We start from the raw sequence: 12,587 nt of genomic DNA on the forward strand, positions 1-12,587 counted from the left end.
ACTATCTGGGGGCCCTCGGCGCCTTTTCAAGGGGCCGGGGCCGCTTTTCGTCTCGCCTCAGTCGGCGGCCTGGCTGACCACCACCATGGCCGGCCGGACCAGGCGGCCGTTGAGCAGATAGCCCTTCTGCATGACGTCCATCACGGTGTTGGGCTCGAGCTCGGGGTTGGGGACCATGGTCATGGCCTCGTGGTACTGCGGGTCGAAGGGCTCGCCGGCCGGGTCGAGGCGCTCGACGCCGAACTTGGCCAGCACGTCGAGCTGCATCTTCAGGGTCATCGACACGCCCTCGCGGTGGGCCTCGGTGGCGTCCTCGCCCATGGCCTCGAGCGCCTTCTCCAGGCTGTCGACCACCGGCAGCAGCTCCTTGATGAACTTCTCCAGGGCGAACTTGCGGGCCTTCTCGGCCTCCTGCTCGGCCCGGCGACGCACGTTCTGGGCCTCGGCCGCGGTGCGCATCGCCTGGTCCTTGGCCTCGGCCAGGGCCTGCTCGAGCTCCTCGACCTTGGCGGCCAGCACCTCGGCCTCGGGGTTGTCGGAGGCCTCCCCGGCCGCCTCCTCGGGCTGCTCGGCGTCGTCCGCCAGCTCGCCCTCGACGGGCTCGGGCTCGACCTGGGTGTCGGCCTCGTCTTGCTGGCGCGCCAGCTCGTCGTCCAGCGGGGTCTGCGGGTCTTTGGCCATGCCTCTTCTCCTGAATGTCGACGGCGGCCGGAAGGCCGCCTGCAGGACTGGGTGTCGGTGTCGAAATGCGTTTGCGGGGTATATGGGGCTGGACGCGGAGATCTCAAGGGAGGAAGGCCGCTCGATCGGGGCGTGCGTTGTCCCGCCCCCTGAACTACTGTATAAACGCACAAGGCAATGGATGAATAACCAGTAGTTTCGCCCGTCGCGGCGAATCGGCCACCGGGAGGCACCATGCTGACAGAGCTCGCCATTCGTGACTTCGCCATCGTCGACCACCTGGAACTCGAGCTCGGCGGCGGCATGACCGCCATCACCGGCGAGACCGGGGCCGGCAAGTCCATCCTGCTCGGCGCCCTGGGGCTGTGCCTGGGCGAGCGCGCCGACGCCGGCAGCGTGCGCCACGGCGCCGAGCGCGCCGACCTCAGCGCGCGCTTCGACATCCGCGAGCTGCCCGCCGCCCGGGCCTGGCTGGCCAGCCGCGAGCTGCCCGCCGACGACTGCCTGCTGCGCCGGGTGGTGACCCGGGCCGGCCGCTCCAAGGCCTGGATCAACGGCCAGCCGGCCACCGTGGCCGACCTCAGGGCGCTGGGCGGCCACCTCATCGAGATCCACGGCCAGCACGCCCACCAGGCGCTGCTCGCCGAGGACACCCACCTGCGCCTGCTCGACGACTTCGCCGGTCACGGCGAGACGGTGGCCGAGCTGGCCGAGACCTTCCGCGCCTGGCGCGAGGCCAGGCGCCGCCTCAAGCGCCTGGCCGAGGACGGGGACGAGCTGCGCGCCCGCCGCCAGCTGCTCCGCTACCAGGTGGAGGAGCTCGACCAGCTGGCCCTGGCCGACGACGAGCTGGCCGGCCTGGAGGCCGAGCAGGAGGCGCTGGCCCACGCCGAGGAGCGGCTGCGCGAGGCCCAGTTCGCCGTGGAGTGCTGCGACGGCGAGGAGGGCGGCGGCGCCCTGCCGCTGCTCAACCAGGCCGTGACCCGCCTCTCGGCGCTGCCGGGCAGCGACCGCGGCGCCCTGGCCGAAGCCCTGGGCATGCTGGGTGACGCCTGCATCCAGGTCGAGGAGGCCGGCCGCGAGCTCAACCACTTCGCCGCCGGCGTGGAACTGGACCCGGAGCGGCTGGCCCGGGTGGAGGAACGCCTCGGCGAGGTGCATCGCATCGCCCGCAAGCACCATGTGCCGCCCGAGGAGCTACCGGCCCTGCACCGGCGGCTGGCCGGGGAGCTCGCCGAGCTCGACGGCGGCGACGGCGACCTGGAGGCCCTGACGTCCGAGGTGGAAAGCCTCCAGGCGCGCTGGCGCGAGCAGGCCGAGGCGGTGAGCGCCGCCCGGCGACGGGCCGCCGAACGCTTCGGTGCCGCCGTCCAGGAGCAGCTGGCCTTCCTGGCCATGGGCAAGGCGAGCTTCGCGGTGGAGGTGGGCGACCGGGAGTCACCGGCGCCGGAGGGCCTGGACCGGGTGCGCTTTTTGATCAGCGCCAACCCCGGCCAGCCGGCGCGCCCGCTGGCCAAGGTGGCCTCCGGCGGCGAGCTGTCACGCATCAGCCTGGCCATCCAGGTGGTCGCCGCCCGCCACTCCACCATCCCCAGCCTGGTGTTCGACGAGGTGGACGTGGGCGTCTCCGGCGCCACCGCCGAGATCGTCGGCCAACTGCTGCGCCGCCTGGGCGTGGACGGCCAGGTGCTGACCGTCACGCACCTGCCCCAGGTCGCCGCCCAGGCCCATCAGCACCTGCACATCGCCAAGCGGGCCGAGGACGACACCACCCTGACCCGCATGGCGCACCTCGACGAGGCCGGCCGGGTCGGCGAACTGGCGCGGATGCTCGGCGGCATGACCCTCACCGACCAGACCCTGGCCCATGCCCGGGAGATGCTCGACGCCAGCCAGCGCGCCAGCCACTGACCCCAAACGCAAACGGCCCCGATCCGGGGATCGGGGCCGCGCTGCCGGGCCGGCGCTCGGAAGCGCCCGGCGCGGGCGTCACTTCTTGCCGGCGAGCTCCTGGCGGGTCGCGCTGGAGCCCTTGGGGCGCACATAGAGCACCAGGGCGTGGTCGACCAGCTCGTAGCCGTGCTCCTCGGCGATCTCCTGCTGGCGGCGCTCGATGGTCTCGTCGAAGAACTCGACGATCTCGCCGCTGTCCAGGCACACCATGTGATCGTGGTGTTCCTCCTGGGTGAGCTCGAAGACGGCGTGGCCGCCGTCGAAGTTGTGCCGCGTCACCAAGCCGGCGGACTCGAACTGGGTGAGCACGCGATAGACAGTGGCCAGGCCCACGTCCTCGCCCGAATCGAGCAGGGTCTTGTAGACGTCCTCGGCGCTCAGGTGGTGCTGGCCGGTGGCGTTCTCGAGGATATGCAGGATCTTGACGCGCGGCAGGGTCACCTTCAGACCGGCCTTGCGCAGTTCATGGTTCTGGTCGGCCATGGTCGCTCTTCGCAGTATCAGGTAGGGTCGGGTATGATCGACCAAAACCACGATAGTGAAGAACGCCCGCAAATGCAAAAGCTGAGCAAAATCGTCACCCTTTCCCTCGCCCTGACGCTGATCAGCGGCTGCAGCTACTTCGGCGTCTACAAGCGCGACCTGGCCCAGGGCAACCTGGTGACGCCGGCGATGGCCGAGCAGCTGCAGCCCGGCATGACCCGCCAGCAGGTGATCGACCTGATGGGCAGCCCGCTGCTGGCCGCTCCCTTCGCGGCCGACGAGTGGGACTACGTCTATCGACTGGACCAGGCCCATGCCGGCGTCGAGCAGCGCCGCCTGACCCTGGTCTTCGACGGCGATCGCCTGGTCGACATCGAGCGGCACGGCGACTTCTCGCGGCCGCCGGCGCTGATCTCCGAGCGCGGCATCGGCCCCTCCGAGGCCCCCGAAGAGCGCCGCGGCAATCTGCTCGACACCCTCCCCGGCGGCGACTGAGCGCCGGACTCAGCGCCGTCTTCCCGCCTCCCGGGCGGCTCGCGCCGCCCGCGCCGCCTTGGGATCGACCTTGAGCGGCCGATAGACCTCCACCCGATCCCCCTCGCGCAGCGCCTGCCCCTCGGGATCGCGCAGCGCCTTGCCGAAGATGCCCAGGTCGGCCTCGGCGAAGGTCTCGGCCGGCAGCTCCGGAAAGTGCTCCTCCAGCCGCGCCAGGGCCACCGCCTGGCGGGGCGTGGTGCTCGCGGGCACGCGCAGCTCGACGATGCGCTGCTTGTGCGGCAGGGCGAAGGCCACCTCCACCGTCAGCTCCGGCTCAGTAGCGGCCATGGCCATACATCTCGTCGGCGCGCCGGGTGAAGGCGTCCACCAGCTGCCCGGCGACCTGCTGGAACAGCTTGCCGAAGGCCATGCCCAGCAGCCGGCTGGCGAACTCGAACTCCATCTCCAGGCTCACCTTGCAGGCCCCCTCGCCCATGGGCAGGAACAGCCAGCGCCCGCGCAGGCGCTTGAAGGGCCCGCTCACCAGCGACAGTTCGATGCGCTCGGGCTCGTGCAGGTCGTTGCGGGTGGTGAAGCTCTGCTCGATGCCGGCGCGCCCCAGGGTCATCTCGCCGACCAGGTGCGCCTCGTCCCGCTCGATCAGCCGCGCACGACGACAGCCCGGCAGGAACTCCGGGTAGCGCTCGAAATCGTTGACCAGATCGAACATCTCCTGGGGGGTGTGCCGCACCAGGGCGGACCGATTGACCGTTGGCATTGACCTCTCCGCTGACTTCAAGGGGCCCAGGGCGTATCATGAGCGGTTATTTCGGCCTTGAATGGTATCACGCTTCCCTCCATGTCGGAGGGCAGGCCGCCACCGGCAAGCACAGACACGAGGTTCCATGGCCAGCAACAAAGGGAAAGGCAAGGGCAAGGGCCCCGGCAACAACGTCATCGCCCTCAACAAGAAGGCGCGCTTCGAATACCACATCAACGAGACCTTCGAGGCCGGGCTGTCGCTGGCCGGCTGGGAGGTCAAGAGCCTGCGCGCCGGCAAGGCGCAGCTGACCGACACCTACATCCTGGTCAAGAACGGCGAGGCCTGGCTGCTGGGCAGCCATGTCACGCCGCTCAACACCGTCAGCACCCACGAGGTGGCCGACCCGACCCGGACGCGCAAGCTGCTGCTGCACAAGAAGGAGATCGCGCGGATCTTCTCGCGCACCCAGGACAAGGGCCACACCTGCGTGCCGCTCAAGCTCTACTGGAAGGGCAACAAGGTGAAGTGCGAGCTGGCCCTGGTGACCGGCAAGAAGCTCCACGACAAGCGCGCCACCGAGAAGGACCGCGACTGGAAGCGCCAGAAGGGGCGCATCATGCGCGAACAAAACCGCGCCTGAGGTGTCACACCGACAGCCATCCTGTTAAGATGGCCGCGTTACGGGGGCGACATGGCTTCGACGCCGATGACAACCCCTGAGGTGCATGCCGAGAGCGTGATGTATCTCGTAAATCCAACATCACGATTAAATAGTCGCAAACGACGACAACTACGCTCAGGGCGCGCTGGCAGCATAAACCTGCTGGCTTCTAGCCCGGCCCGGCGGTGATGTGCCCATTCATCGCCAAAGGGATACGAGCTAAGACTGATGGGATCGCGGCTGGCTTCGTCCTCGCGTCAGCCGTTAAATCTTAGAGGAATCGCGTCGCTGAATCCTGGCCGTCGGAGTCAGCGGCGTTAAAGCAAAAGACGGAACTAAGCATGTAGAGCCGATGGGCGAGTGTCGGCGGACGCGGGTTCGATTCCCGCCGCCTCCACCAACACCAGAAGGAAGCCACCCCACCCGGGTGGCTTTTTTCGATTCTAGAGCCGCCTGCGCGGTGTCGACCCTCTCTCGACAACCAGGGCCCGATTCCCGCCGCCTCCACCAACACCAGAAGGAAGCCACCCCACCCGGGTGGCTTTTTTCGATTCTAGAGCCGCCTGCGCGGTGTCGGTCCTCTCTCGACAACCAGGGCCCGATTCCCGCCGCCTCCACCAACACCAGAAAGAAGCCCCCGGTGGCTTTTTTCGATTCTAGAGCCGCCTGCGCGGTATCGGCCCTCTCTCGACAACCAGGGCTCGATTCCCGCCGCCTCCACCAGCACCAGGAGGAAGCCACCCCACCCGGGTGGCGTTTTTCGATTCTAGAGCCGCCTGCCGAGGCCCCGCGCCCGCGCCGGCTTACTCGCGATCCGCCACAGCTGCTGTAATGAAGGCAGCTACCGCCACCGGACGCGAGACCGCCATGCCCGATCTTCCCCCGATCCCCGACCGGCCGCCCCCCGACTGGAGCGCGATCGGCCGCCTGCCGATCGCCGAATGCGACGAGCCGCTGGTGCCGACGAGCCTGGCGCCGCCGCCGCTCAAGGCCTATCCGGCCTATGCCCGGCTCGGCGTGCCCGGCGCGGTCGACGAGTGCCATGTGCGCGAGGGCGTCTACCGGCGGCTACTGGCGGCGGCCCGCGCCCTGCCCGAGGGCCTCGGCCTGCTGGTGCTGGACGGCTGGCGTCCCTGGCGGGTGCAGCAGTACCTCTACGAGACGCTCCAGGCGGCGATCCGCGAGCGCCACCCGAGCCTGGACGAGGCGACCCTGGAGGCCCGCACCCGGGAGTTCGTCGCCCTGCCCAGCCGCGACCCGGCCGCCCCCAGCCCGCACCTCACCGGGGGCGCGGTGGACGTCACCCTGTGCGACGCCGACGGCCTGCCGCTGCCGATGGGCACCCTCTTCGACGAGGCCGTGCCGGCCTCGCACACCGCCGCCCTGGAGCGCCTGGAAGCCCCCGACGCGACCCAGCGCCGCGCCCGCGATAACCGTCGCCTGCTCTACCACGCCATGCACGCCCAGGGCTTCAGCAACCTGCCCAGCGAGTGGTGGCACTTCGACCTCGGCGACCCGCTCTGGGCGCATTACGGCGGCCATCCGGCGGCCCGCTACGGCCCCACGGAGCCCGTGACCCTGGAGAGCCGCTGGCGACGCGGCCTCTGACGCCGCCCCGACACGGCGACGCCGGGTCACTCGCGTGACCCGGCGTCGCTTGGCCGCACCCTGCCGAGAATCAGCCGGCGGCGTGCATCGCCAGGGCGGTATCCAGCATGCGGCTGGAGAAGCCCCACTCGTTGTCGTACCAGGCCATGACCTTCACCAGCCGGCCGTTCACGCGGGTGTGGTTGCCGTCGAAGGTCGAGGAGTTGGCGTCGTGGTTGAAGTCGATGGACACCAGCGGCTGGGCGTTGACCGCCAGCACCGGCGAGGCCTGGGCGGCCTCGGCGACGATGGCGTTGATCTCCTCCTTGGTGGTGTCACGGCTCGCGGTGAAGGTCAGGTCCACCAGGGAGACGTTGATCACCGGCACGCGTACCGCCAGGCCGTCGAACTTGCCGGCCAGCTCGGGCAACACCAGCCCCACCGCCGCCGCGGCCCCGGTCTTGGTCGGGATCATGGAATGGGTCGCGCTGCGTGCCCGATAAGGGTCCTGGTGATAGACGTCGGAGAGGTTCTGGTCATTGGTGTAGGCATGCACCGTGGTCATCAGGCCGCTCTCGATGCCCACCGTCTCGTGCAGCACCTTGGCCACCGGCGCCAGGCAGTTGGTGGTACAGGAGGCGTTGGAGACCACCTTGTGCTCGGCGGTGAGCACGTCCTCGTTGACCCCGAAGACCACGGTGGCGTCGGCGTCCGGGCTTGGCGCCGAAATCAGCACCCGGCCGGCGCCCGCCTCGAGATGCTTGGCGGCCTCGGCCCGCTTGGTGAACAGCCCAGTGCACTCCATGACCAGGTCCACGTCGAGGCGCGCCCAGGGCAGCGCCGCCGGGTCGCGCTCGGAGAGGATCTCGATGCGGTCGCCGTCCACGGTGAGGCTGCTCTCGTCATGGTCGACGTCGAAGGGGAAGCGCCCGTGCACGGTGTCGTGGCGCAGCAGGTGGGCATTGAGGGCCGGGGCGCCGAGGTCGTTGATGGCGACGACCCGCACCCTATCCCGATAACCCGACTCGTACAGAGCCCGAAACACGTTGCGTCCGATGCGACCGAAACCGTTGATGGCGATCCTGAGCGTCATGGCGTCATCCTCTCCAGACCCGTGGCGGTCTTGCGATGATGTTGAGGAGGGAAGCCCCGACCGGGGCGCCGCTCGGCGAGCACCCCGAGCCGATGGCTCGTCTTTCCCACAATGTGGCTCAAGGGGAGCCGCGAGACAAGCCATTATTTAGTAAATTTACAAACTTGGCACCAGCATGAGTCTCCGCCTAACACCCAAAACCCCCGCCTTGACGGCTATTTGCGCATGATCCTGGCGGACGAGCCGAGCGCCGCTAGACTTTGGTATGAGCGCCAAATTTTCGTAATATCACATTCATTAAGCTATCGTGACCCTATGCATCCGACAGCGCCCACAGGAGACACCGGCATGCCGCATCGCCCCGCCCCCGTCCGCCGCACCAAGATCGTCGCCACCCTGGGCCCCGCCAGCGACCGGGAGGGCGTGCTCGAACGGATGATCGCCGCCGGCGTCGACGTGGTGCGCCTGAACTTCTCCCACGGCTCGGCGGACGACCATCGCCGCCGCCTGGCCGCGGTGCGCGAGATCGCCGACCGCCAGGGCCGCAGCGTCGCCGCCCTGGGCGACCTCCAGGGCCCCAAGATCCGCATCGCCCGCTTCCGTGACGGCAAGGTCGAACTCGCCGAGGGCGCGCCCTTCGTCATCGACGTGGCCCTCGACGGCGAGGCCGGCGACGCCGAGCGGGTGGGCTGCGACTACAAGGCTCTGGCCTCCGACGTGGTCGCCGGCGACCGCCTGCTGCTCGACGACGGCCGGGTGGTGGTCGACGTCGCCCGGGTCGAGGGCAGCGCCATCCACACCACCGTGGTGGTGGGCGGCGAGCTGTCCAACAACAAGGGCATCAACAAGCAGGGCGGCGGCCTCTCGGCCCCGGCGCTGACCGACAAGGACAAGGCCGACCTGGCCACCGCCATCGCCATCGGCGTGGACTACCTGGCGGTGTCCTTCCCGCGCAGCGCCGAGGACATGCACGAGGCCCGGGCGCTGCTCGGCGAGGCGGGGGCCGAGATCGGCCTGGTGGCCAAACTCGAGCGCGCCGAGGCGGTGGCCAGTGACGCCACCCTGGACGCCATCATCGCGGCCAGCGAGGCGGTGATGGTGGCCCGCGGCGATCTCGGCGTGGAGATCGGCGACGAGGCGCTGATCGGCACCCAGAAGCGCATCATCAAGCGCGCCCGCACCCTCAACCGGGCGGTGATCACCGCCACCCAGATGATGGAGTCGATGATCGAGGCGCCGCTGCCCACTCGGGCCGAGGTGTTCGACGTGGCCAACGCCGTGCTCGACGCCACCGACGCGGTGATGCTCTCCGCCGAGACCGCCGCCGGCGACTTCCCGGCGGAGACCGTGGAGGCCATGGCGCGGGTCTGCCTGGGCGCCGAGCGCGAGCGCATCGCCCAGGAGTCGAGCCATCGCATCCACGAAGGCTTCGAGCGCATCGACGAGACCATCGCCCTGTCGGCGATGTACGCCGCCAACCACCTGTCGGGGGTGGCGGCCATCGCCTGCATGACCGCCACCGGCTACACGCCGCTGATCGCCTCGCGGATCCGCTCGCGGCTGCCGATCATCGGCCTGGCCCACAACCCCGTCGCCCAGCGGCGCATGGCGTTGTATCGTGGGGTGATCTCGCTGCCCTTCGACACCAGCGGGATGGCCGCCGCCGAGCTCCACGACCGGGCCCTGGAGCTCGTAGTGACCCAGGGCCTCACCGCCGCCGGCGATCACGTCATCCTCACCCGGGGCGATCACATGAACGCCCACGGCGGCACCAATACCCTGAGGATCCTCGAGGTGGAAACGCACCATGAGTGATACACGCCCGCAGCGGGACGTCCGCCGCACCCTGCCGAGCCGCAAGCGCATCGCCCTGATCGCCCACGACGGCAAGAAGGACGAGATGCTCGAGTGGGCCGGCCGCTGGCGGGACACCCTGGCACGGCATCGACTGACAGGCACCGGCACCACCGCGAGCCGCATCGCCGGCCAGTTGGGACTCGAGGTGGAGCCGCTGATGAGCGGCCCCCTGGGGGGCGACCAGCAGATCGGCGCGCGCATCGCCGAACAGGCCCTGGATCTGCTGGTGTTCTTCTGGGATCCCTTCGCGCCCCAGCCCCATGATCCCGACGTCAAGGCCCTGCTGCGTCTGGCCGCCCTGTGGAACCTGCCGGTGGCCTGCAACCCCTCCAGCGCCGACTTCCTGCTGAGCTCTCCCTGGCTCGACCGCGACTACGAGATGGCCATCCCCGATGCCGGCGGCTGGATCTCGGAGCGCACCGTCTGACCCCGGCGCCAGGACGACAACGAGAGGACTCCCGCATGTTCCAGCTCACCCGCAGCGTCACCTGGCAGGCCCTGAAACGGCTCCAGGCCGACACCACCCATGACCGCATCGCCGACTACTTCGCCGCCGACCCCCAGCGCTTCGACAAGATGAGCCTGCGCGTCGGCGGGCTCTTCCTCGACTACTCCAAGCACCACCTCTCCGACGCCGTGCTCGACAAGCTCCTCGAGCTCGCCGACCATTCGGCCCTGGTCCAGCGCCGCGCCCAGATGTTCTCCGGCGACATCATCAACGTCACCGAGGACCGCCCCGTCCTGCACACCGCCCTGCGCAACCTCGGCGAGGGCCCGCTGTGGGTCGATGGCCAGGACGTCATGCCCGAGATCCACCGCTCCCGGGAGCAGATCCAGCGCTTCTCCGAGGCGGTGCGCAGCGGCGAGTGGCAGGGCTACGACGGCCAACGCATCAAGGACGTGGTCAACATCGGCATCGGCGGCTCCGACCTCGGCCCCAACATGGCCTGCCGGGCGCTGCTCAAGTACCGCCATCCCGAGCTCAACTTCCACTTCGTCTCCAACGTCGACGGCGCCCACATCCAGAAGGTGCTCCAGGGCCTCGACCCGGCCACCACCCTGTTCATCGTCTCCACCAAGACCTTCTCCACCCAGGAGACGCTGCTCAACGCCCACACCGCCCGGCGCTGGTTCCTCGAGCAGGCCGGCGAGGACGCCGACGTGGGCGCCCACTTCGTCGCCGCCTCCACCAACCGCCAGGCGGCCATGGCGTTCGGCATCCGCGAGGAGAACGTCTTCGAGTTCTGGGCCTGGGTCGGCGGGCGCTACTCCATGTGGTCGTCCATCGGCCTGCCCATCGCGCTCGCCGTGGGCTTCGACGGCTTCATGGAGATGCTCCAGGGCGCCTACGAGATGGACCAGCACTTCCTGACCGCGCCCAACGAGGCCAACATGCCGGTGCTGATGGCGCTGATCGGCATCTGGTACATCAACTTCCAGGGCGCCGAGACCCAGGCCATCGTGCCCTACGACCAGGCCCTGCATCAGCTGCCGGCCTTCCTCCAGCAGCTCGACATGGAGTCCAACGGCAAGTCGGTGGATATCTTCGGCCAGCCGGTGGACTACAAGACCGGGCCCATCGTCTGGGGCCAGACCGGCTCCAACGGCCAGCACGCCTTCTTCCAGCTGCTCCACCAGGGCACCCGCTACGTGCCCATCGACTTCATCGCCTCGCTCAAGCCCGAGCCGGGCATGGAGGATCACCACTTCGCCCTGCTCACCAACATGCTGGCCCAGGCCAACGCCTTCATGGAGGGCAGCCAGAAGGGCGGCGAGCTCGATCCCTACAGCTGTCCGGGCAACCGCCCCTCCAGCACCCTGCTGCTCGACGAGCTGACGCCGAAGAACCTCGGCGCGCTGATCGCGCTCTACGAGCACAAGGTGTTCGTCCAGGGGGTGATCTGGAACATCAACTCCTTCGACCAGTGGGGCGTGCAGCTCGGCAAGCGCATCGCCGGCGAGATCAGCAGCCGCCTCGACGCCCACAGCCAGGACTTCGATGCCTCCACCCAGGGGCTGCTGAAGCTGGTTCGCGAGCACTTCCCGACACCGACCGAGGCCAAGGCCGAGCCCACCAAGCGCCGGAAGCGCAAGGCCTCGTCCTGAGCCTCGGCGTCAGCGGGCCGGCCGCCCGGCCCGCTGACCCCACCAGGCGGCGGCCAGCCAGAGCGGCACATTGCCCAGGCCGTAGGTCAGGGCGAGCGCCGGCCGCCCGGTCTCCAGCAGGTAGAGGGTCTCGAGGCCGAACAGCGAGAAGGTGGTGAAGCCGCCGCAGAACCCCGCCACCAGGAAGGGCTGCCAGCGGGCCGCGCGGCCGGCGAGGCGGTGGGCCGCCCGGGCGGCGAAGGCGGCGATCAGCCAGGAGCCGAGCAGGTTGACGGCCAGGGCGCCCCACAGGAAGGCACCGCCCAGCCAATGGAAGAGTCCCTGGGCCACCAGGTGGCGCAGCGCCGCGCCCAGGCCGCTGCCCAGGCCCACCGCCAGGTAGCCGCGCCAGCCGCTCATGCCCCGCCCCCCGCCAGCCACCAGCCCAGCGCCCCGGCGGCGAGCCCGGCCCCCAGGGTCGCCAGGACATTGGCCAGGGCCGCGCCCGGGCGGCCCGCCTGCCACAGGGACAGGGTCTGCAGGCTGAAGGACGACACCGTGGTGAAGCCGCCCAACCCGCCCACCGCCAGGGCCAGCCAGGCCGGGCCGGTAGCCGCCGGCCAGCCGCTGCGGGCGGCCAGGGCCCCGATGGCGAGGGTGCCGGCGACGTTCACCGCCAGGGTACCCCAGGGGAAGCCGCGCCCCAGCCGCCGCGCCAGCAGCTCGGTCACCGCCAGGCGCGCCATGCCGCCCAGCGCGCCGCCCAGGGCCACCAGTACCAGGCCGACGATACCGACGGTCATGCGCCCCCTCCTCCATGAATGCGCGCTCATGCGATCAACCCGGCAAGCCTTTATGCCGGGTTGATCGCGGCACAGGGACGTGCCCCACCGGCCGACAGGCCGGCGCGAACCCGCGCCACACCAGCAGATCCACGCCTCTGCGCC

14 protein-coding genes and 1 other RNA gene are annotated in these 12,587 nt (G+C 69.8%); 8 read left to right on the forward strand and 7 right to left on the reverse strand.

Annotated elements, in window-relative coordinates:
• Window positions 1-57: 57 nt before the first annotated feature.
• Window positions 58-681 (reverse strand): nucleotide exchange factor GrpE, encoded by a 624-nt coding sequence (gene grpE / locus QC818_RS06115; RefSeq protein WP_309651957.1) that lies wholly within the window; start codon window positions 679-681, stop codon window positions 58-60.
• A gap of 234 nt (window positions 682-915) precedes the next feature.
• Between grpE and recN the strand changes: the two genes are divergently transcribed.
• A complete protein-coding gene (recN, locus tag QC818_RS06120) occupies window positions 916-2,592 on the forward strand; it encodes a DNA repair protein RecN (protein ID WP_309651958.1) in 1,677 nt (558 codons plus the stop codon).
• A 78-nt stretch (window positions 2,593-2,670) separates the two neighbouring features.
• Here the strand turns inward: recN and fur are convergent, their stop codons facing one another.
• Entirely contained in the window at window positions 2,671-3,117 is a 447-nt protein-coding gene (gene fur / locus QC818_RS06125; protein WP_309651959.1) for a ferric iron uptake transcriptional regulator, read from the reverse strand.
• Window positions 3,118-3,189: 72 nt separating this feature from the next.
• Here fur and QC818_RS06130 point away from each other — a divergent pair, with 72 nt between their 5' ends.
• Window positions 3,190-3,612 (forward strand): outer membrane protein assembly factor BamE, encoded by a 423-nt coding sequence (locus QC818_RS06130; RefSeq protein ID WP_309651960.1) that lies wholly within the window; start codon window positions 3,190-3,192, stop codon window positions 3,610-3,612.
• Window positions 3,613-3,621: 9 nt separating this feature from the next.
• Here QC818_RS06130 and QC818_RS06135 read toward each other — a convergent pair whose 3' ends face one another.
• Together QC818_RS06135 and QC818_RS06140 are read right to left on the reverse strand one after the other, a co-directional pair.
• On the reverse strand, window positions 3,622-3,942 hold the full coding sequence (locus QC818_RS06135; protein WP_309651961.1) for an RnfH family protein: 321 nt from the start codon (window positions 3,940-3,942) through the stop codon (window positions 3,622-3,624).
• A complete protein-coding gene (locus QC818_RS06140; RefSeq protein WP_309651962.1) occupies window positions 3,929-4,372 on the reverse strand; it encodes a type II toxin-antitoxin system RatA family toxin in 444 nt (147 codons plus the stop codon). The genes QC818_RS06135 and QC818_RS06140 overlap by 14 nt, the downstream gene beginning before the upstream one ends.
• 127 nt (window positions 4,373-4,499) lie before the next feature.
• Between QC818_RS06140 and smpB the strand changes: the two genes are divergently transcribed.
• From smpB to QC818_RS06155, 3 genes are all read left to right on the forward strand, one after another.
• The gene (gene smpB, locus QC818_RS06145) at window positions 4,500-4,997 is read left to right on the forward strand and encodes an SsrA-binding protein SmpB (RefSeq protein WP_309651963.1); all 498 of its coding nucleotides are present in this window, start codon (window positions 4,500-4,502) and stop codon (window positions 4,995-4,997) included.
• A 42-nt stretch (window positions 4,998-5,039) separates the two neighbouring features.
• Window positions 5,040-5,418, forward strand: a transfer-messenger RNA (tmRNA) gene (gene ssrA / locus QC818_RS06150).
• A gap of 467 nt (window positions 5,419-5,885) precedes the next feature.
• Entirely contained in the window at window positions 5,886-6,626 is a 741-nt protein-coding gene (locus QC818_RS06155; protein ID WP_309651964.1) for a M15 family metallopeptidase, read from the forward strand.
• Window positions 6,627-6,696: 70 nt separating this feature from the next.
• Here QC818_RS06155 and gap read toward each other — a convergent pair whose 3' ends face one another.
• A complete protein-coding gene (gap, locus tag QC818_RS06160) occupies window positions 6,697-7,698 on the reverse strand; it encodes a type I glyceraldehyde-3-phosphate dehydrogenase (RefSeq protein WP_309651965.1) in 1,002 nt (333 codons plus the stop codon).
• Between the two features lie 348 nt (window positions 7,699-8,046).
• On the opposite strand from gap, the gene pyk reads away from it, so the two are divergent.
• From pyk to pgi, 3 genes are read left to right on the forward strand one after another with little or no spacing between them, the layout of a single operon-like run.
• Complete coding sequence (gene pyk, locus QC818_RS06165) at window positions 8,047-9,513, forward strand: pyruvate kinase (RefSeq protein ID WP_309651966.1); 1,467 nt, start codon at window positions 8,047-8,049, stop codon at window positions 9,511-9,513.
• Window positions 9,506-9,982, forward strand: coding sequence for a methylglyoxal synthase (locus tag QC818_RS06170; protein WP_309651967.1), 477 nt, complete (start codon window positions 9,506-9,508; stop codon window positions 9,980-9,982). Before pyk ends, QC818_RS06170 begins: the two co-directional genes overlap by 8 nt.
• A gap of 35 nt (window positions 9,983-10,017) precedes the next feature.
• Window positions 10,018-11,661 carry a glucose-6-phosphate isomerase gene (pgi, locus tag QC818_RS06175; RefSeq protein WP_309651968.1) on the forward strand — a complete coding sequence of 548 codons (1,644 nt, stop codon included), beginning with the start codon at window positions 10,018-10,020 and terminating at the stop codon, window positions 11,659-11,661.
• Between the two features lie 9 nt (window positions 11,662-11,670).
• Here pgi and QC818_RS06180 read toward each other — a convergent pair whose 3' ends face one another.
• Entirely contained in the window at window positions 11,671-12,060 is a 390-nt protein-coding gene (locus tag QC818_RS06180) for a fluoride efflux transporter FluC (RefSeq protein WP_309651969.1), read from the reverse strand.
• Entirely contained in the window at window positions 12,057-12,443 is a 387-nt protein-coding gene (crcB, locus tag QC818_RS06185; RefSeq protein WP_309651970.1) for a fluoride efflux transporter CrcB, read from the reverse strand. Before crcB ends, QC818_RS06180 begins: the two co-directional genes overlap by 4 nt.
• Between the last annotated feature and the right edge of the window lie 144 nt (window positions 12,444-12,587).

The sequence above is a fragment of the Halomonas koreensis genome, assembly GCF_031451675.1.
Taxonomy (GTDB): Bacteria; Pseudomonadota; Gammaproteobacteria; order Pseudomonadales; family Halomonadaceae; genus Halomonas; species Halomonas koreensis.